This window comes from Roseivirga spongicola, assembly GCF_034376045.1.
GTDB classification, from domain to species: Bacteria; Bacteroidota; Bacteroidia; order Cytophagales; family Cyclobacteriaceae; genus Roseivirga; species Roseivirga spongicola.
This window is the reverse complement of record NZ_CP139724.1, coordinates 2,131,805-2,153,559: the sequence shown is the minus strand read 5'-3', so window position 1 is coordinate 2,153,559 and position 21,755 is coordinate 2,131,805. Positions and strand designations below refer to the sequence as shown.

At 39.1% G+C, this 21,755-nt stretch carries 16 protein-coding genes; 6 read left to right on the top strand and 10 right to left on the bottom strand.

From position 1 onward, the window contains the following. Positions 1–413 precede the first annotated feature (413 nt). From T7867_RS09490 to T7867_RS09455, 8 genes are all read right to left on the bottom strand, one after another. Complete coding sequence (locus tag T7867_RS09490; protein WP_273515214.1) at positions 414–917, bottom strand: FlgD immunoglobulin-like domain containing protein; 504 nt, start codon at positions 915–917, stop codon at positions 414–416. Positions 918–978: 61 nt separating this feature from the next. Beyond that, the gene (locus T7867_RS09485) at positions 979–1,446 is read right to left on the bottom strand and encodes a hypothetical protein (protein WP_273277554.1); all 468 of its coding nucleotides are present in this window, start codon (positions 1,444–1,446) and stop codon (positions 979–981) included. Between the two features lie 1,198 nt (positions 1,447–2,644). Continuing rightward, positions 2,645–3,166, bottom strand: a complete 522-nt coding sequence (locus T7867_RS09480; protein WP_273277552.1) for a hypothetical protein — start codon at positions 3,164–3,166, stop codon at positions 2,645–2,647. Next, positions 3,163–3,924 (bottom strand): hypothetical protein, encoded by a 762-nt coding sequence (locus tag T7867_RS09475; RefSeq protein ID WP_273277550.1) that lies wholly within the window; start codon positions 3,922–3,924, stop codon positions 3,163–3,165. Before T7867_RS09475 ends, T7867_RS09480 begins: the two co-directional genes overlap by 4 nt. A gap of 1,330 nt (positions 3,925–5,254) precedes the next feature. Beyond that, on the bottom strand, positions 5,255–5,692 hold the full coding sequence (locus T7867_RS09470) for a hypothetical protein (protein WP_068220862.1): 438 nt from the start codon (positions 5,690–5,692) through the stop codon (positions 5,255–5,257). Further along, on the bottom strand, positions 5,689–7,770 hold the full coding sequence (locus T7867_RS09465; protein WP_068220858.1) for a hypothetical protein: 2,082 nt from the start codon (positions 7,768–7,770) through the stop codon (positions 5,689–5,691). Before T7867_RS09465 ends, T7867_RS09470 begins: the two co-directional genes overlap by 4 nt. 267 nt (positions 7,771–8,037) lie before the next feature. Beyond that, a complete protein-coding gene (porU2, locus tag T7867_RS09460) occupies positions 8,038–13,107 on the bottom strand; it encodes a putative type IX secretion system sortase PorU2 (RefSeq protein ID WP_322300123.1) in 5,070 nt (1,689 codons plus the stop codon). Further along, positions 13,097–14,296: a putative type IX sorting system protein PorV2 gene (locus T7867_RS09455; RefSeq protein ID WP_084375616.1), complete on the bottom strand. Its 1,200-nt coding sequence runs from the start codon at positions 14,294–14,296 to the stop codon at positions 13,097–13,099. The genes porU2 and T7867_RS09455 overlap by 11 nt, the downstream gene beginning before the upstream one ends. Before the next feature lie 221 nt (positions 14,297–14,517). Here T7867_RS09455 and T7867_RS09450 point away from each other — a divergent pair, with 221 nt between their 5' ends. The 6 genes from T7867_RS09450 to T7867_RS09425 all read left to right on the top strand — a co-directional run bounded on the left by T7867_RS09450 (position 14,518) and on the right by T7867_RS09425 (position 20,690). Then, entirely contained in the window at positions 14,518–14,853 is a 336-nt protein-coding gene (locus T7867_RS09450; RefSeq protein WP_068218794.1) for a PadR family transcriptional regulator, read from the top strand. A gap of 5 nt (positions 14,854–14,858) precedes the next feature. After that, entirely contained in the window at positions 14,859–17,312 is a 2,454-nt protein-coding gene (locus T7867_RS09445; protein WP_185101233.1) for a PspC domain-containing protein, read from the top strand. Between the two features lie 134 nt (positions 17,313–17,446). Then, positions 17,447–18,028 carry an RNA polymerase sigma factor gene (locus T7867_RS09440; RefSeq protein WP_068218799.1) on the top strand — a complete coding sequence of 194 codons (582 nt, stop codon included), beginning with the start codon at positions 17,447–17,449 and terminating at the stop codon, positions 18,026–18,028. Continuing rightward, positions 18,018–18,803, top strand: a complete 786-nt coding sequence (locus tag T7867_RS09435) for a hypothetical protein (protein WP_068218804.1) — start codon at positions 18,018–18,020, stop codon at positions 18,801–18,803. Before T7867_RS09440 ends, T7867_RS09435 begins: the two co-directional genes overlap by 11 nt. A 26-nt stretch (positions 18,804–18,829) precedes the next feature. Continuing rightward, positions 18,830–19,702, top strand: a complete 873-nt coding sequence (locus T7867_RS09430) for an outer membrane beta-barrel protein (protein WP_084375617.1) — start codon at positions 18,830–18,832, stop codon at positions 19,700–19,702. Positions 19,703–19,727: 25 nt separating this feature from the next. Further along, the gene (locus tag T7867_RS09425; RefSeq protein ID WP_322300122.1) at positions 19,728–20,690 is read left to right on the top strand and encodes a hypothetical protein; all 963 of its coding nucleotides are present in this window, start codon (positions 19,728–19,730) and stop codon (positions 20,688–20,690) included. A gap of 73 nt (positions 20,691–20,763) precedes the next feature. On the opposite strand, the gene T7867_RS09420 is transcribed toward T7867_RS09425, so the two are convergent. Both T7867_RS09420 and T7867_RS09415 read right to left on the bottom strand, forming a co-directional pair. Further along, positions 20,764–21,225: a GyrI-like domain-containing protein gene (locus T7867_RS09420; RefSeq protein ID WP_322300121.1), complete on the bottom strand. Its 462-nt coding sequence runs from the start codon at positions 21,223–21,225 to the stop codon at positions 20,764–20,766. 22 nt (positions 21,226–21,247) lie between these two features. Then, complete coding sequence (locus T7867_RS09415) at positions 21,248–21,742, bottom strand: hypothetical protein (protein ID WP_322300120.1); 495 nt, start codon at positions 21,740–21,742, stop codon at positions 21,248–21,250. Positions 21,743–21,755: the final 13 nt, after the last annotated feature.

The window sequence follows — 21,755 nt, the reverse complement described above, 5'->3', positions numbered from 1 at the left end:
CGAAGACCAAAAGGCAAACTGCAAACCCTAGCTCCGTAGGAGCTTAATGTTAGAACAACCGAACTTAAAAGTAAAGTGAGCTCCAGAGGAGCGAAATAAAAAGTAGTTTTATTGAAGCTCTCTAGCTAAACAACAACTAGACCCCAATTATTTATTTTGCCTCCATCGGTCAAAGAAACGTCTGGTTTTACCAAAAGGAGAAAGAGTCAAATATGTAATAACACCCAAAATCACTCCTATTAAAATATAGTATCCACCTCCGGAAGCCGTCTCCTGCTGTAGGTAATAGTCATAACCTCTTGCATATTTCTCCGACACCAACAGGTACACTCCCCAGCTGATAAGAAATATTGAAAAGGTCGTGACTCCAATTGTCCCCCAAATATGGTCTCTATCCTTTTTCAAATGGACTACTACCTAATAATCACCAGCTTGCCGAAGTCGTTATTGAAGGCTTTGTCTTTTCCTGTGCCGCGGTGGCCGAGGTCTTGGCCATTGGCTTTTACTTGCACACGGTATATATAGGTTCCGTTGGCTAATACATCACCAAACTCATCTCGACCATCCCATGCATAGTCTGTGATATTGTTCCCCACACGGACGGGACCTATCTCATCTTGAGTTATTTCTCGTACTAACTTGCCAGAAACTGTAAAAATCTGAATCTTAATCTGATCAGGGGTTTCGCTTCCTGTTAAGGTAAACACAAACCTTGTACTAGTAGAGAATGGATTCGGATATGGATAAAAGTGAGTAATAGTAGACTCGCTTACTACTTCAAAAGTAATTTCATAAGGCCCTACCCCTGCAGGGTTCCCAGAGGCATCGCTTGCATTTACTTGCAGCATATACTCTCCATCTTCTAAGGCTTCTGGCTGAAACTGAATCTTGAAATTTTCATTTTCGGCCAGACTCACAACACCAACTAGGGTGAAATGCCCCCATCTGCATCATACAGCAAGTAATAATGGCATGCGTTTAGTCTTCCCCGACCTTGAAAAATAAAACCCATTTTTCGCTGTCTCCAATGGCTATAGACATGTCTAACGTACTATCAGTTAATGAATTCCACCCGCCTTTACCGTTACCTTCCCATGGGTTGTTGCCCCAATTAGTGTAAAATCTTCTACTATTATTGTCTAATTCTCTCAATAATAGTGAAATTAAATGCTCAACCTTTTCTGTTGAGAGAACTTCTGAGTTTAGAAATGCCAAGTCAAATCTAAGCATCTGATGCATCATGATAGTGGCTTCATTTTTTTCAATTTTACGCCAACCATCACCAATTATATAGAGCCCCTCTTCTTTACAAATTCGATCAAGTATCTCTCTATCATCTATTCTTAAATCAGACTCCATTTTGTCCATTGAATAAGTTACAGCTCCACCTAAAAAGTATTTGTCCAATTCATTTACCTTGTAAAGGTCCTTCAATTTTTTCATCATTTAGTGATTTAAATAAAGGTAAAAATAAAACTCTATGGATTGGGATACATTGACTTTAACATCCAAACACCATTAACCTTAGAATAGATTGCTTGAACACTATACATGGTCACCTTTGATCCCCCGCCTGACGGATACCCATAACCAAAAGGTAAGCTTGCAGTAATTTTTTGTACAAAACTATTTTGAGTAGAAGAAGGATTGAACCCACTAGTTCCAGGCCCAGTATTTTGTAGTGCCTCTCTCACTTTATCTGAGGACTCAAATTTCGAACTGTAAGGTGGTGGAGTTGGTCGTTTTGAACCATCAGGTGCAACACCCGTATTTGCCCTTTTAATCAAAGCCTCATCCGTTACATCATGCCCATGTCTTTCTAAGGTATGTGCATTTTTATGCTCTGTGAGCTTTGTTAAATCTGATTGTGAATATCCGCTTACATCAGGTGTCCTTTTGTAATGGTAATTATCACCATTTTTATATAATTGATAACCTCCCTCTGGCTCTCCTATAGGTGACCCGCTACTGCCATATTTTGAAAGTAAAAGATTACCATTTTTTACAACACCAATTTCATCAGTATTTTTACTGATGTATTAATTAAAGAGCTAGCTCCCTACTTATCTAACAAATTAATTACCAATTGAATTTTCGAATGATAATTTAACCAGTTAAAATATTTCCCGATATTGAACTCTCTTCCTCCCTTCGTTTTTCGAGAAAACACATCCAAAATTTTATTTTGATATTCTCTATCTACTGGACCATTACCCAGTTCACCTTTATATGCTTTAGTGATATCAAAACTTTTAACCAAACAATGCTCAAGAAAAGCATCTAGCCTTATCCACTCCCTATTGTTATAACCAACCTACGCTTCTAGACCACCATTTCTCTGTTCTACATATTTAAATTCTAGACCTTCAAAATCACAAATCATTTGTTTCTTTTTTTATTTGACATAAGTAAAAGTAGAAGGATTATAAGTATATCCTAACCCACCCTACGCGACTCGCTTAGTCAATTAATCATGTTTTCTTCTGAAAAAAGACAAAGCAGAACCTTGTTTAAAAGTGTTTGTTGTTTTGTCGTGCCCTCTCAATAGCCCTCTATTTGATATTCTCATTAATTAGGATGAGCTTATACTGTTATGAGAATATAAAGAAATACCCAATAAACTAAATAAATAGTTATACTTCCATTAGAACTGTTTATATTTAAAGTGAAAGAAAGGTTTCCTTACTATTTCAAAACTTGAATTCTCTTCTTTTAAACAGCTTTCATGAGCAAAGAATTCCTGAATAAATTCTATCTGGGAAGTCCTCAAAAGCGGAGAAACTAGTATTTTTTTTATGGCAACCATTGGTTCGCTCAAGAATTCATTTAGCGCTAAATAAGACTTAAATAGGTCATTCCTAATTTCTCTTGGGTGCTCTTTTTCCAATTGGTTAATTGAATTTACAATTGAATAAAGCCCTACACTTATATCTGAGTGAAAAACAGACATCATTGACAAGTCAGTAGAGCCACTCTTAACTTCCCAAAGAAAAGGGAGTAGCTCAAAGTCAATGTAGTTTATAATTGGGAACATAGGCTTCTTTGCTCCAGATGAGAAACCTTCAGTTAACACATCATAGAATGATTTACCTAGTTTTTCATTTTCAAATCTTTTTAGCAATTCATAGCTGTTCTCGATTCTAACTCTATTCTCCTCCAATGTCATCTTTTTACCCAGGTTTTATTATTCGCATTAAAAACATAACCATTACTTTGTAAAAGCTCGACTTCTCTTCCAAAAAATGATAAAACACCTCTTGTTCCTACTTCAGTTTGACTAATCGGTAAACCATTTAAGTCTACAAATTGATCAAATTCATTCTTTTTGAACCTATTGTTAATATCAAATGGGTTAGACACGTTTCTAATTATATCATTATTAGAGATAGCCTCATATAACCATGGCTCATTTACATTTGCCCAAATTTCACCGTCAGTTTTATATATATCTGTATTTGCTGATAAAATATTAAACCCTCCAATATTCCTACCAGAGGAAGTTAAACCCGATTCATTAATTTTTTTTAATCCTACACCATCCACTCTATCTATCCACTTGCCTATAAGAGTTGTTGTCTTATTCGGGTTTGCTGTAATTTCTCCACCAAATCCAGTGTATTTAAAAGTCAGTACATTGTTAGTTACTCTGGCAACTTCATCTCCATTTTTACTAATTCGAATAATGCTTCCATCGACATCAGCCTTAAGCCCTTTTTCCAGTGCTAAACCAATTTCATCAAGGTATTTTCTACCGTACTTTACAAACTTAAAGCCTTTACGTACCACTCGGCCTGTGCGCCACACTGTTTTAAATAGCTTATCAGGAGTAAAAGTCTTCAAAATTAAGCCAACTATGCCAGCAGATGTGGGAGCAGCTCTTCCTGTTCTTAGTTTTGTTCCTTGAGGAATACTTACCTCTACCATTCTGTTAGGCGATCCCTCTGGTATGGCAAACTGACTTTTAATTTGTACAAGTGCAACCCTGTTATATCAGACTTCTTCATAATCCATCGTCCCTATCGAATTTTCATTCCAACACTATTTCTCTTGGCTGATCTCTCCGCTACGGTCGGGATGAAAAAGGATACCGCTTCTACGAAACTCAGATTTCGGCCAAAACACTTTGGTTATGACATTGGACTACGCTGTAGCCAGAAACGTGCTAATACAATTTAGTCTTAGAGCAAAGACCAATAGGCCAACTGCAAACCCTAGCTCCGTAGGAGCTACATGTTATAACAACCAAACTTGAAAATAAAGTGAGCTCCATAAGGGCTACTACTATTACAATCATTTTAGCTGATAATTAACAATTCTTCTAGTACCCGAAGCGCTTGTGCGTGCATTTAAGAATGATGATGTATTAGACTCTGTTTTATTTATAGCTTCAGATACAACTTCCGGGGAGTAGAAATTAGAATTATAAGCTGGTTTAATAAAGCGAGTATTATTTATTGTAGAACCATTAGGTGCAACACGGGCATTTAACCTTTCGTTAACGGTTTGTCCGATACATCAATTTTATGGTTCGCTTCAACAGCGATATGATTGAACCAATTACGTTTAACGGATAAACATTTTTGCTCCGAATTATTTTAATCTTATCCAGTCTGCAATCAGGAATTTATCCGGATTTTGTTTTTTTTTTTAATTCGAGATTTAAATTAAAAAAGACTGATGATCATAAAGATGAAAACGCCTAACACTATCAATATAATTGTTTAATTGTTGATACACCTCTTCAATATCAAACCATCTTTTTTAGTCCTCTAGCAATAAGATCAGCTGCTCTTCTATCTTTTTTTTCTGTGAATGATTGAGCATACTTTTTGCTTCTATTATTTCTAAGAGATGATATTCAACAATTGATTTTATGTCATTCGAGGAATAAATATCCACTGAATTGAACATCTTTGAGTTCTTGGCTATTTGATGCTAATCTACTGCAGCTAGGAGCATTGCACTTTTATATTCCTGTCGCAATCGTCCTAATTGAATAACTCTTTCGTTTATTAGGCGTTTAAGAGAGTCTCTACATCCGTCTACTCCCAACTCATATAACCATTCTTCTTCGAATAACTATAATACCTGTATTAACACCTTAAATGTCATGGTTTTATCGGGTGTATTGATGCCAGTTGCTACTGACCTAGAATAAGTTCATATTTAGCTTCAACAGAATAAATATCCTCAAAACCTTTCATATCCTTCTTAACACCTTTACTAAAAGGTATGAAACTAAAAGGATCTTTCTTTATGTGTTAATAAGTTGATAATCCCCACAGTCAAACGGCTCAAAGGTATCTCGAATTATCTTTGCGTTTATCTCATTCATATTAGAATTGGAAGGCCATTCAGTAAATCGTAGTTCCTTTTTAGTGTCATTATTAAAAAGTAGGTTAGCGTTTTTTATATCTATTGTATAATCACTGCCATATATATTTATCGGCTGAACTATTACTTGATTGCCTTTCAACGTATAAGACATTGGAATGCACTTTTCAAAATCAAAACTCTTTGCTGTAAAATCTACTAAATCTCCAATTCTAGAAACTTGAGAAGCAACCATTAACTCGCTGAATGATTTGAAATAGTAGGCATTTAACGCTATTACTATTTCATCACTTTTTATTCTATGCCCCCCTATAATACTTGGTTCTTCCAAGTAATAACCATTTTGTCTCAAAATCATGGTTTAAAAAACTGTTTAGTCAAACTATTATATTGATACCCACTACTGATAAGCGTGTGTACTTCTTTCCCAAAGAAACCAAGATTATCAAACAATGGTGAACCCGTTCCAAAAGAAGTCATATAATCTGCCACCTGACTAAAGTTATTAAAGTTCAAGTTCTGTGGGTTAAGATATAAGATGTTTGATGTTTGGACTGGATCAGCGGTTAATCGTATTATATCCTTCCTGAAAATAGCATCATCTAGCCAAGCCCTATTAAACTCCCATTTTTCATCAACAGTACCATTTGGCAAGTCTCCCAAAATATTCATCCCTCCTTTGTTACTACCTTGCTTCGCCAAACCAGCATTCCAAATGTTCTCAATTTGATTCTCCCATTTACCAATTACTGTTGTCGTTTTATTTGGAACGGTAACAATATCTCCACCAAACCCAGTGTATTTAAAAGTCAGTACATTGTTAGTTACTCTGGCAACTTCATCTCCATTTTTACTAATTCGAATAATGCTTCCATCGACATCAGCCTTAAGCCCTTTTTCCAGTGCTAAACCAATTTCATCAAGGTATTTTCTACTGTACTTTACAAACTTAAAGCCTTTACGTACCACTCGGCCTGTGCGCCACACTGTTTTAAATACCTTACCCGGAGGAAAGAACTCTGTGACAATTCCCACAATTCCTGCAGTTATGGCTACTGCATCCATCTTATTAGCACCTTCTATTAAGTCTTTAAAAGCTAAAGTCAACCCTCCACCTGGTACAGCTTCAATCAAAAGCTCACCGATTAAAGGCTTGAATATCCCCCATAGAGCCTCCCACTCCTGAGTTGAAAGAGGCCACCTACTTTCGTTTATTTGCTTTTTAACCTCTGGATAGAAATCAATGAAAGCGGCATTCCTCGTGATCTCCATCTGATGCACTGGATGGAGGTCGTCAATTTTAAAATTTACAGATTGCGCAGTTAAATAGACCTCACGCCCCATATAAGCTAAAACATGAAGCTCTTCAGCCGTTAGGCTTGGATCTGAAGCAGCCTCACTCAATGAATAGGCAACCTCTTGAGTGTCTGGGTACCTAATAAGCTCTGAAGCGGTTAAGGTCATAAAAGAGGCCAGAACATCTTTAGCATCTCCTGAAGGACCACTTTGAATCATTTCAGAGCCCGGATTATGCCCAAGGTCATCCTTTGGAGAATCTAAGTAATCCTCTAGACCTCCTGTATAATCCGTATGTCCTCCTCCTCCTCCAGTTCTATAAAAGTCATTATCATAGTAGATTGGGTCGTTGTAATTAGTGTCAGGATACCCACCACCATCAACTCCATCATAATAAGTAACAGGCGAATTAGGAGAAAGTGGATCATTGGGCCTAACTACAACTTCTGGAACGCAGTCTACCCAATACTCTGCGATGACATCACCAGTATTTGCGTTGATCACCCACTTTTTGGTACACATCAATCCATAATCCCACGGCTCAACATCACCATAATTAGAGTCTGGGGCATCTCTAAAAATTAACCCTCCTATGGTAATACTCTCGACAGCATTAATCTCTTTCTCTGCTTTTAATAAATATGATGCGACTAACAGCGACTGTCGTTGCATAAGCTGAGCCTCAGTAAGATTGTCATAAACACTCCTATCGGCTATTCTAAAAGTTTCTTCACCATTACTAAAACGCCTATATAGGAGCAACGCGTTAACTGAGCCTCCTTCTTCAGAAACCATAGGTATTAGGATTTCTTGCTCACCTATTTCCGACTGCACCTCTTCACTGCTTTCAGATGCTTCATAATTCTTTTTAACTGATTTCTTTATCCCTATTATACTATGATTCCATTGTGGGAAGCCTAGCTTTTCACTTAATGCCTTAGTTAAGTCGTTTGAATTAGGTTGGTTTCTAAATAAATCTATTGCCCATAATACTTCTCTGTTTGTCCCATCATACTCGAAAAATTGATTATGGATTTCGAGTTGTTTGATTTCCGATTGGTCGAGCGGATCTAACTCTTTATCTCTGTCACAACCAACAAAAAGAACTATTATCAGTAAAGGATAGATTATTTTTCTCATGGTGTTTATTATTTTTCAACAAACCACATTATAGCAATTCATTTTGTAACTTAAAATGATTGATTATGTATTTTATGATTTTATTAACAAGATCATGTTGTTTTACAGGTTAAAAAAACGACTCCTCTTCAAAAAAGAGAAAGCAATTAGCAACATGATTAATCTGTCCACTATAATTACTCGCGGGCAACTCTATAATGAACCACTTGAGTATAATAAAAGCTTTGTGAGGTTAACTAGCCGGCAGGGTTCAAAGACCAACAATAATCACCTAATAATCACCAGCTTGCCGAAGTCGTTATTGAAGGCTTTGTCTTTTCCTGTGCCGCGGTGGCCGAGGTCTTGGCCATTGGCTTTTACTTGCACACGGTATATATAGGTTCCGTTGGCTAATACATCGCCAAACTCATCTCGTCCATCCCATGCATAGTCTGTGATATTGTTTCCCACGCGGACGGAGCCAATCTCATCTTGAGTTATTTCTCGTACTAACTTGCCAGAAACTGTAAAGATCTGAATCTTAATCTGATCAGGGATTTCGCTTCCTGTTAAGGTAAACACAAACCTTGTACTAGTAGAGAATGGATTCGGATATGGATAAAAGTGAGTAATAGTAGACTCACTTACTACTTCAAAAGTAATTTCATAAGGCCCTACCCCTGCAGGGTTCCCAGAGGCATCACTTGCATTTACTTGCAGCATATATTCTCCATCTTCTAAGGCTTCTGGCTGAAACTGAATCTTGAAATTTTCATTTTCGGTGGCTGGCGTATAATTGACAAATCCATCGGAGAAGTTAATTCTCTTTAATGTACAGCCATCGCAAATCTGACCGAGGGAAATCTCTATGCCTGTGGTATCAGTCTTCAATAAATACGGATTGTTATCTCTGAGCTCAATATCTACGGTTGGGGTTGGAGAAACAATATCGCCATCCACTATATATACTCCATCGAAGGTTACATCCATAGCAGGGTTCACCTCGTCTTTCTTCACCTCTAGAAAGTCATCGAGCCTAATTACATTATTAGTATAGTACTGCTCTAGCTCATCTCCAGGGTTTACAAAAATCTCAAAATCGTTTAGCCCCAACTGACCTTCTGTTTCAATAGGCACAGTAAAATCTACCGACTCTCCTGCTGCCACCGGAGGAATCTGAATGTTAGCTGTTATTTCATTCCCGGTATTTTGGTTAGTTACGCTATAGTTCACATTCAATTGCCCCTGAAAACTATAAGCAGATATATTGCTAAACCTAAATTTTGCCTCGAAAGGCTCGCCATTCTGCAACTCAATTCGTTCATTTTGGTCGTTTTGCAGAGTCAATACCCCTTCTGGAACACCCTGATAAGTAACCACCCAGTTCTTTAGCTGAGGAGGTGTAGCAGAAACTCTATCTTTTGCACTTAAAAAGAGTCGCACATAAGGATACTGTTGAGGATCTATACTGCTCATATCGAGCTCATCTACATCATTCAAAGTAAACAAAACTGTTTCGGTTCCATCTTGTGCTCTACCACGTACTTCAAATACTAGCTCATCTTCAGCAGGGTTATCATCAAACCTTTTTGAAAGGCTACCCCATTGACTCACCGGACCAATTACCGGAGAAATAACTGACCCACTATCTGTACTTGCAAATATGGATGTCTGAAACTCTATTTCGGTACGAGTAGCATCAGTCTGAGCCCCTGCTGGTGTACCTTCTACTAAGGTAGCAGTCCCTACCGTGGCGCCTTTTACACCATATACAATCACTGGCTCACCAGCAACGCTTGGCAAGTCATTGGCCCTAACACCTATGCGCGGAAACTGATTGTTATTTAGGTCTGTCCAGCTATTATAATCGAGTTCTCCTATGCTGAACATCAATACGTAATCGCCAGTACTCACTCCATCTAGGTAGTTTTTGAGAAGCGCATCATCATTGTTAATGGCCGTACTCAAATTTTCATCTGGTATCCTATTTATTACTTGAGGTGTTACTCCACAGTTTAATGGATCTTGTGTCTCAAACTCTGCCCCTGGAGTTCTCAAAACTAAATAAGGCCTACCACTATCTTTGTCGAACGCAATAAGGTTTAGAGACTCTGGTGCGCACGAACCATTGGTAGAGCTTCTAAATAGTGACTGTCCGTTAATCTCTATTGTCATATTCAGCGGCTGCCCTCCTAAAGGGTGCTGTTCACCATAAGTAACAACATTGATGAATGTCTCATTCCCCTCAAAGATCCAGGTTTCAGAAGCCTCATCTTTACCAACAGAACTCAAGCTCAAATCTCTAAACTGATCGAATTCAGTTTGCCCCCATCCTTCAACACCATTCTGAATATTTGTAAAGGTAGAAACTGCCCAAGGCTGAGGATCTTCCAATAACTCCTCTTCAAAGATGGTTCTCCAGTAATATTGAATAGTATCATTAAGAGTGTGTGGCAATAAAGTAACCTCCCAGCTGGCCAAGCCTTTTCCCTCTAAATTATTCACTTGTTTCCACGGGCTATCGAAGGTATCTACCGTATCTATTTCAACAATGAAGTTTTGATCGTTAGCCTTTAAGTTGGCAGATTGAACTACTAGTTCTACTGTCTCTTTGTCTAAAGTAGCAAAGTTGGTTGGCGCAGTGTTGAAGGTGCCAGAGGCTCCAAGAAAGATAGAAGCAGAGGCAGTATTGTTAAACTCACTTCCCTCATCGACTTCATTGTTTAGATCTAAAGTAACTTCGAAAATATTCGCTCCAAAAACATCTAGCCCTTGGTTGCTCACTTCATAATAAACCGTATCTCTATTTCTTACAGGAGGAACCTCAATTTCAGGCAATTCTAACACCTGACCATTCGGCAAGGTTCTTCTCACATTTACCTTTACTGGTTCATCTGTAGTTCTACCAGCATTGTTTACCACCACCGCTAAATTGAAGAATTGCGTAGAAGCAGTTACTGGTAAGCCATTGATAGAACTAGCCCGAATATCTTCCTCGCGAACAATATAATCTACTTTATCATGACCGAAAATTGGAATTGCAGGGTCTCCCTGAAGATTGGTTTGCTCTACTAGGGCATGGTCAATTTCATTGATTGAAAAGCCTTGAAGATGCCTTTTTATCACCTCCTTCTGAATCTGACCTACAGACTTGGTCATCCACAAGGTATCGGCCATTACTTCGTAAAATTCCTCGGTATATTCTCTTAGGTAATTGGGGATTCCCACATCACTGTGAGCCAAAATATTCACGGCCCCTTTATCTCTTGCGGCCATCCAGTTTTCAACAAAAGCGTTGAAGTAGAAAATCTCGCCTCCTCTACAGCCATTCACCAACATTACTGGGTAGCGCCCTTTATTGTCGTAGCCGTAGGCCGGGTCGGTAACCCTTCCTACATCAATATCTGTATAGTTAGTAGAAGAGTGACCGAAAAAGGTAACAAAGCCAGTTCCGTTATTGATCTCTTCGGAAATATTGATGGTTTGGTATGCATTGTTATTCGTTTTAGAAACATTGGTTACAGCCGCCCCCAGATAGTCTTGAGCAATTATTCCTTCAAAGTCCTCAATAAACTCTCTAAAGCGGATTAGCTCATCGCTACTTATTCCTCCACTAAGCTGAAGAAAGTTCTTTGTCCATGGAGAGTTTTTAATGTTAGATTCCTTTTCAATCACTTTGTCTAGGTAATTGGCCACTTCAGCAGGCTTGGTAACCGACAAACGCCCCACGGGAAATACTGGCAAATGCTCGGTACCATCTAACTCAGTAGTGTAAACCACATCAGAACCAGGAGCCCCTAGAGTAGGCACTAATTCTGGTGTTCCTGCAGCCAGCGGATTAGGCAACCGCTGCATCTGATTATCTACTCTTCTAGATTTTCCAATTAGGAACAAATACTGTGGGTCTGCCTCCTGATAGGCCTTTCTTACAAATCGCTTAATAGCTAAAGGGGTATACTCTCCATAACTGAACTCATTATACAAATCAGTAACATCTGCATAGTGGACTTTCCAAGCCCCACCTTCTACTGATTTTCTATAATCTATATAAGCTTGAATCGGATCGTCATAAGAGCCATCGACTGGCTTTCGCAAAAACGGATGCGATACCATGAAGTAGTTGAAGCTACTAACATCTTGAAACTTGAATTGAACCGCTTCTACTTCTGCCTCCACTACATTACTTTCTCCTTTTAAAAAGAGCTTTTTCTCTGTAGAGGCTCCAGAAACACCCGCTAGGTAACTATTTGCATTGAGTTGACCTTGAATGAGTTTTGGGTTCTTATAATCCGTAACATCATATAGTGTTGGACTACTAGGCACATTTGGAATAAGAATCTGGCGACTACTTGCGTCTGGCTGAATGTAAAAGAACTTATCTGTGCCAAAAGCATCTATCTCTCTTGGATAACGTAGCCTTAAATAACCAATGGAAATGAGGTCTCGAGGGTATTCATCATAACCAACATTCTCAACCCTGAACACCACTCTGCCTTCATCGCTTACTCTATCCCAATTGAGCTGAAGGTTTTCTCGGGTTCCGAAGTTATTGAATGAAAGGGTAATATCTTGAACCAGAGGCTGGAGACCATCTTGAGACGGACCAACATAGGTATTGGCTCTATGTTGAGCTATATTATTGAACCCAATGATCTGAAAGGTCAACTCAGGTTTAGAAACACTAGGAAGTTGCTTGGTAATTCCATCGAAAACAAAATCTCTCTTGTTTCGGCCACTAGCTACGGTTGAAGCTGTTTTCTCTATGACATCGCTCATAAACATTTGTCCAACGTCATAGTAAGATCGCTTCACCTCGCCAGTAGGGTTACCGATAGGGTAATACTGACCAAAGCTGAAGACTTCTGAGCGAACTTGTAAAATATTCTCCTTATGATAAGTGATAGAGGGAAGACCACTTGGGCTAATATTTTCTACCTGCATTCTCTTACCTTGAGCCTCACCTACGGTTAAAAAGAAGGCGGTGGTGTCTGAGAACATGTTATAGAACTTATGGATTTGATGCTGTGGCCTATAAAACAGCTCTGTATCTTGAGTTCCGTCATTTTTTCTACCCCAGAATTCTATGTAATCATCGGCATCAAAAGATGCATCGTCCATACCTACCGTTCTGATAGCTACCTCCTCGCCTCGGTGAAATAGTTGAAGTTGGGCAGGAGAAATACTGGATACATCGAAGCCCGCATCTACTAAAGCTTGATAAGTGATTCGATGAACATCATCAGTCCCTGTCTTAATCTTAAAGTAAGATTGGTCGTAATTAATCCACTCATTGCCTAGCTGTTGCCCAAGCAGCAAGTGCCCCATTAACAAAAAGAAAAGTACAAGCTTACTTCTCATCCTTACCCTCCTTTTTCACAATTCTCCTCTTATTTCTAGAATAAATACCTGGCAGTTTTTCTAATGAATACAGAATAGAAAATACATGGGAGTAAGGCGATTCTGCAACATTACCTATATCTGTAAGGGCATAGTCTATGGTGAAGTCTTCTAATTTGATACCCATGCCTACATTGGGTTGAAAAGACCAAAAAGTAGACTCGTTGCTCTGTTCAGCAAAACTAAAATCCTTGACCCGCTGAAAATTGCCAACGCCCATTCTAAAGAAGAACTTATCTTCATAGTCAAACTCGGCCCCTAACTGTGGGTCTATTGAAGTAAATCGAGATTTAACGAGTACATTCCTTCTGCCATCAAAAGTAAATACTAAATCGGCCGATGCCAATACATCAACTTTGTTGGTAATCTTAAATGACCTGGAAGCCCCAAAAATTGCTTTAGGTAAAGTAATCTCTGTTGAGTTACCAGGTATTTCATTATTGGTCTGATTGAAAATTGGCCTGAGTTCCTCCTTATTGATGGTCCAAGTATTAAAAGTAGTAGTAATGTCTCTGAGCATTACACCAAAGTTCCAATCGTTATAGCGGTACTTAGCTGAAGCATCTAAACCAAAGCCCCAAGCATCGGCAAACTCGCCAATTCTTCTTCTTATCACTTTGGCATTCATTCCAAAAGTTAGCCCTCCGCCATCAGCAAAGTTTTCACCAGAAATAAAGCTCACACCTCGAGCGTAAGAAAATACTATGGCTAAATCTGAAGAAGAGAAAAAGTTGATTCTGGAATAATCTATTCGACCCTGATCGTCAAACAACAACCTAGTATCTGGAATATCATCTATTCCTAAGCGAATAATACCTATACCCATGTGGCTATCAGTATCTATTGCCATTGCAGCTCCTAGATAGTCGTAATTAGCTACTCCAGCAAAGTAAGCTGCATGCTGAAAAGAGAACTGATACCTATGTTCTATATCGGTTAGTGCTGCCGGGTTCCAATAAATAGAAGTTACATCGTCAGAAACGGAGGTCATAGCATTAGACATAGCCAATGCCCTTGCTCCAACTCCTATTGCCATAAACTCATTACTGTACTTAGGAGAACTCTGAGCCAAGACCTTATGAGAGGACAAAAATATAGGGATGAGCAACACCCCTTTTAATATATAAACCGCAATGTGCTTCACGCTCATGTGTAAGTACTACAACCCAAAAATAATTATACCTACTGGATTTGCAGCATTTTTAAGCTTCAACCTCCAGAAAGATTTTTTATTATCTAAATCGGGCTAAAAACATTCGTAAAACCACTTTTTCACAACCTAAGCACCACAAGGTAATATTTTTTATATAGTACTATGCAACACATAGTACCTTCTTTCGTATATTTGCACAAGGTCTAAAACTTGAATAGATGAATTTGGAGAATACACAAGTGCAAATGCGGAAGGGGATTTTAGAATTCTGCATACTGCATATCATTTCGAGAGGCGAGGTCTACGCCTCCGACATGCTCGAGGAGCTAACATCGGCCAAAATCATGGTTGTTGAAGGAACACTTTATCCACTATTAACGAGGCTTCGCAAAGCAGGTCTTGTTGAATACAAGTGGGTAGAATCTAGCTCGGGGCCACCCCGAAAGTACTACACTATCACATCTCAAGGCCAGGAATTTGTTAGCAGCCTTGACAAAACCTGGAAGGAGTTGGTCAACTCCACCTCACAAATCATCACAAAAAAATCTAAGTAATGGTCATGAAGAAGAACATAAGTATCAATATAAGCGGCATCATTTTTCACATCGAAGAAGATGGTTATAAAAAACTCAAAGACTACCTAGACTCTATCAATAAGTACTTCAGTAGCTATGAAGAAAGTGAAGAAATTATTGCGGATATAGAGAGCCGTATCGCTGAGCTTTTCTTAGAAAAACTAGATGAAGATGGTAAACAAGTAATCTCTAATGAAGACATAGATCAGCTTGTAAGCACCATGGGGAAAATATCTGACTTTGAAGCCATGGAAGAAGAAGCTGGTTTTACACCTGCTGGCGAGCCAAAGGAGAGCAAAACGGAAAACAAATCTTCTGCAAAGCAGGAATACCAAAACACTTACGAAAAAAGAAAGCTATACCGCGACCTGAATAATCAGATTGTAGGTGGTGTGGGGTCTGGTTTGGCCAATTACTTCAATGCGGACCCTATATGGTTTAGAGTAGGGTTCTTACTATTGCTTGGTACAGGTTTTGGCCTTTTAGGCTACATCATTCTTTGGATAGCAGTTCCAGGTTCAAGAGAGCTTAAAGAAGATGAAAGCATTAAGAAATTCTACCGCGACCCAGACGATCGGGTACTTGGAGGTGTTGCCTCTGGTTTGGCCAACTACTTCCGGACAGACTCCATCGTATTCCGGATAATTTTTATAGTTCTGTTCTTCGGAGGCGTAGGTATCATAGCATATATAGTCCTGTGGATCATTGGTCCGCAGGCTAAATCTCTTACAGACAAAATGCAGATGAAAGGGCAAAAAGTAACCCTTTCTAATATCGATTCTAACATAAAAAGAAGCAAAGAAGAAGATCTTAATCCCAAGGGAGAAGGAGCTTTTACTAAAATCCTTTTATTCCCATTTCGCTTAATCGGCAGAATCTTTAGAGCAATTGGTAGTGCATTAACCCCTCTCCTTTTGTTCATTGCCGCTGCCTTTAGAATATTTATAGGAGCCGTTATTTCCATAGTCGGAATCTCTGCAATGTTCAGCCTTTTAGTTACTGCAGGAGTATTATTGGGGCTTCATGATAGTGATTGGTTTATGTTTAACGACTCAGACTTCCCACTTCATATTTTCTATAACACGCTACCCGAAATAGGAATTCTTTTCGCCTTTGCTGCGATTTTCATTCCTTTCCTATACTTGTTCATTGCAGGCATTACCATTATTGCCAAGCGAAAAGTGATGAGCAGCTCTGTAGGTTGGAGTATTTTGGGTATTTGGATGATCTCGGTTTTGGGAACATTTGCCACTGTGCCGAATGTAGTTCGTGATTTCAGAGAAGAGGGCTATCACGATGTTTCAGAAGTGATAAACATAGAAGCAGATACCGTTACACTCTCATTAAGCGAGAGCAAAGAATACAGTTCTGAATTTAGAAACAGAAGAAGGTATAGACGTAACAACAGCTACAAGTCAGAATTTACCGACCTAGACATTCGTGTTAGTAGAGATAACACTTGGAGAATAGACAAAAGAGCTACAGCCAGAGGTAGAAACATTGAAGATGCTGATAGAAATGCAGAAGAAATAGCTTACGAATATCGAGTTACAGGAAACGAGATCGTCTTCGACAATGAACTTACCATGCCTGAAGATGCTGAGTTTAGGTTCCAAGACTTAGATATTACGCTACATATACCTGCGAACCAACCATTCAAAATCAATACCGACATGGGCAACTTGCTCAACTACTTCAGCTACCGTTACAACTGGTGGGAGGTTTACAGAAATACGTGGATGCTCGATGACGATGGCACTCTAATATGTCTTACTTGTGAAGAAGAGGCTGATGAAGAAAACGATGGCTCAACCAGCAACTCTGATTCAAAAACCTTTGAGTACAGCGACTTTGAAAAGATTTCGGTTTACACCGGACTACCTGTGACTATTAAGCATGGAGAAACATATGAAGTAACAGCAGAAGGCTCTAGCAATAAGTTTGACGAACTAAACTTTAGAATTAATGCAGGCAACCTAATCATTTCAGCTAAAGATGATTTTAACAATTGGCGCGGCACAGAATTGATCATTCAACTTCCAGAATTAAAAAACCTAAGCCTTAATGACGATGCCAATGTAACTGTGAATGGCACTAGCTTGGTAGACACCCGAATTGTGTTAACAGACCAAGCTCGACTTCAGCTTACTGGCCGTCTTCAGCGTCTATCCTTATTGGCACTGCAAGAGAGCAGAGTAGATTCTGATGCAACTATTGACGACCTAACCATGGAAGTAATGGACAAAAGTAGGTTTTACGGGTATGATGGAGAAGTTGTAGACTGTAAGCTAACTACAAATTCAGAAGCAAGAGCTAGACTAAATATTACCGAATACCTAGCTGTAGAAGCCAACGGATTCTCTTCGGTAAGATACAAAGGCTCTCCTAAAGTGGATATAAAAGACAAATCAAATTCAGCAATTATAAGCCAATACTAGAATACACAACTAACTGAATAACAATACATTTACTATCTTTAACCTGCACGCATGTCTGTTAAATAAAAAAATTGACAACATGCGTGCAACGTTATTTATCATTCCTACATCTACCTTGTGTAGTCAACCAAAACATGCTTCAAATCAAAAGGTCAAAAACTGAAGAGAGGCTCTTAGAAGATTGCCGTAAAGGCGACAGAAAAGCGCAAAGAGACGTGTACGAAAAGTACTCAGGGCTCATGTTTTCTATATGTCGCAGGTATATCAATGAGCCAGAGGCGGCAGAAGATGTTTTGGTATGCGGATTCATGAAGGTGTTCAGCAAAATAGACCAATTTAAGAGTGAAGGCAGCTTTGAAGGCTGGGTTCGCAGAATAATGGTCAATGAATCACTCACATACATCCGAAAAAATAAAAGCCTGTATATGCAGGTAGAGATTGAAAATGCAGAGCGCGAGCCCGACTACAGTCAGCTTAGCGATCACCTGGAAGAAGAAGACCTCATGAAAATGATCAACAGACTTCCGGCCGGTTACAGAACGGTTTTCAACCTCTACGCTATTGAGGGTTTTTCACACAAGGAGATTGCCGAACAACTGGGCATAAGTGAAAACACTTCTAAATCTCAGTTGAGTAGAGCAAGAGCACATTTACAAAAGCTTTTGATCGAGGCAGAGCGTTTTATGAATGATAAATTAATGAGCCATGAAGGGTAATAAAATTGATGAACTCTTCCGTAACGGACTTGAATCTCACAAAGCTAGCGCACCAGTTGGCGCATGGGATAAAATAGAAGCTGGCCTTCCACAAAAGAAGAAGAAAGGTGCAATCTTCTGGATTAGCATAGCAGCTAGCTTTACACTATTAGCTGCAGTTAGTTGGTTAGCATTAGACAACAAGCAGCAAGCTCAGCTACAACAGCAGGAAATTCTTTCTGAAAAAGAAGCCCAACCCGAGAGCCTTAACAAAGGCACCCTAGCTCAGGAAGAAAATCAACAAGAATATCCTGTTCAAAACAAGACTGTTCCTACAGAGAAAATTGATCCTATCTCAAATGAAATTGATCAACTTCCTTTACTAGTAGCAGATAATTCAGCAAGCTCAAAAGAGATTCAAGAAGAGATTCAGGCCGAATTTCAAGAAATGAATGAACAAGCTTTTGAGCTGAAAATAGAACTTATTCAGCCAAGGGCTCTTAAGCCACAATTTATGGCTCGAAACCTATCGAAATCAGACTTTATTATTAACACAGACTTCTTGAAGGAGAGCTTTTCTATTGCCCCAGAAGGAAGGGATGCACTTGAAAACGAACGCAAGAAAAAGTTTGGCTTCTTAGACGGCATAGTATCTATGGCCAAAAGTGTTAATAGCGGAGCAAAGGCCATTTCTGAAATGAGAAAGTCCAAGAACGAATGGGTTAGCAACGATCTTAAATACGGTGATAAAGCCGAAGACTCAAAAGAAGAAGACTCTGATTTGAAACAACAATAGTCTAAACTCAAAATAACTTATTAGCAATGAAAACTATCTTTAAAACTGCCTCACTTATCGTGTTGGTCACATGCTTGGTGAGCCCAAATGTCTACGGCCAAAATGGTCTTTCAGACAATCTATCAATTACTTCAAGCGTATTTCAGAAGGGTTTAACTCCTTCAAAAAACTTAACGGAGTACACACCAACCAATTCGCTGAGAGTAGAAAAACCAACTAGTTCTGCAGAGTTCTCTAGCACAACAAATAGAAGAGACAGAAGCTTCGGCATAGACAAGTACTACCCGAGAAGAGGCACTCAAAACTTTGTAAACTTCTACCTAGGTTTAAACAACTGGTTAGAAGATGGAGATTTGCCAAACAGTGATAAAGCCTACAGCTTGATACCAATTAACTCGTGGTACTTTGGCGTAAACTTCGACAATGTAACTAATATACTAGGCCCACTTTATCTAGACTGGGGTATTGGCGCTAGCTTAATGGATTATGCCTTTGAAAACACTCGTGTACAAGTAGTGAAAGAAGATGATGGCATAGTATTTCAGGAGCTGGCAGATATTACTGGTAGAAAAAGTAAAATCAATGTAGGGTACTTAAATGTACACTTTGTTCCCACCATTGCTTTTGGCAGATATAGAGATTTCCGCGTTGGCTTCGGAGTTTATGGTGGCTACCGAATAAGCAGCAATACCAAGATGAAGTTTGATGATGCCGATGGCAACAAGCAGAAGGAAAAAGTTAAGGACAGCTTTCATATTAACTCGTTCAAATACGGATTTAGAGCACAAATTGGATGGGATTTCTTTGATATGTTCTTCAACTATGACTTGGTAGAATTCTTCAATGAAGATGTAGATGCTCCAAGGCTAACTCCAGTAACATTCGGAATTGTATTCTAATACGAACTCAAAACTTACAAACAACATGAAAAAAATTACTCAAACTATCATCGTGGGACTGATACTGGTCATGTCAGTCTCACAAGCACAAGCTCAGTGGCGCTGGATGCGCTATGGAGACTACGAAAAATTAGATACTGTGGTCAGTATCCCTAAGCATGAAAGCAACAAAGTCTATATTTCTGATGATGACTTTTACTTACGCATAGGCTTTTTTGGTATGGAAGTAGAAGTTGAAGATCGTTGGGATTGGGACTGGGACTATGATAGCAACTGGAGAGGCAGACGTAACTCCAACACAATTGAGTATTACGAACAGCACGATCACGGTACTTTGAAAGGCCTTAATCTTGAGTTCGGTTTTAATAACTTTTTGAAAAACGGTGACTTTCCTTCTTCTAGCGATTTGTATCAGGTGAAGCCAATCAGCTCAAACTATGTCGGCCTTTTATGGAATCATACTACCTATGTTTCCGGGCCTCTTTACTTAGAGTGGGGCGGTGGATTTAGCTGGTATAATTTCAAATTTGAAAATGCCGCCACTCGCTTAGACCCTAACGGAGGTCAGCTGAACTTTATAGAAGACACCAATGCCAACAGCGTGCTCAAAAGTAAGCTAAAAGTAACTTACATTGGTTTTCAGGCAGTTCCTATGCTAGACTTCGGAAGAGGAAAACGCGTAGTGAGAAGGTTTATGGAGGACGATGTTCGTGTTGGGTTTAGTGCACGTAGAGGCTTCAGAATTGGTGTTGGCCCTTATGTTGGCCTAAGGTTAAGCAACAAGGCAAAATACATCTATCGTAATGATGATGGTAGACAGAAGGATAAAGAAAAAGGCGGGTTCTTCGTGAACGATTTCCGATACGGGCTAAGAGCGCAAATAGGAATTAATGGTTTCGATATGTTCATGACTTACGACATGAATGAGCTATTTGAAGAAGGGAGAGGTCCGCAGCTAAACCCAATAACCATAGGAGTTACTTTTTAAACTCTTTAAGAATAATACTTGAAAGGGATATTTAAACCTCGGTTTGGATATCCCTTTTTTTCTCCCTTTACGCCTAATCTATAGCAATGAACACATCTACTTCTGCATCGCTCCAGTTAGCACTTCTTTCGTCATATACCTCAAAATCGTAGGTGAAACTCCTGTTCACATTACTCGACCAAACAGACTTCCATACATCGGTAATACACTCCGGCATCACTCCTTTAGCCAAAAACCTTTGATATGTCTGACTTGGTACGGTTAAGGTTTGCAAACCGGTTGGAACGGTTGCGTTTTCAGGTACTGCACAACCAATAAAGTAAGAAAATGGCTGATTTTCATCTCCATCATAATCAAAATACACTGCATATATAGCGTTATTGAGCTTACCTGCTATCTGATCTGCAATAGCTTCCTTTTCAAACTTTTGCCATAACTCCCCACAGTCTTTACTAGACTGCCCGTTCTCATTGCTCGTTTTTCCAGCAAGTCTCAAACCTATAAGCCTGATTGGTTCCAATTGTGTGTTTTTCATATAAAAATGGTTATTTGTTTTACTATGCTTCCATCCACTTTTTCTCATCCCCCTTAAGCTTAAGGAGTTTAGAAAAGTACCTGCCAGAAGGTCGGTTGGCTGTAATTAAAATCAAAAACAAGGTAAAGACAAGCGCGTAAATCATGTCTCCTTTTTCGTACAATCCATAAGCACCTATTCCAGCACCCAGTGCCCATAATACATTCCTATAGATTATCGGCTTCTTGAGCATTTTCAGCCTCACGTCTAACTCCTTTACCTTGTCTGTTGCTCTACGCACATCTCTAGTCCAAGTAGCAGTTGTTCTTACAATAATGTATCCTACCCCAATGAACATTACTCCATGAAACATCAGGTCTGGATTCTCAAAAACTACAGATCGGAGGCTACCATTTCCATCTTTCTCAAGAAAAACCCAGCCAAAGGCTAAAAGTGGGAGCACTAAAAAAAGATAAACAACAGACTCTAACTGCTTGATAAAAGTACTTTTATTGAATTGCGGGTCGCTTAATTCCATAGAGTGTCTATAT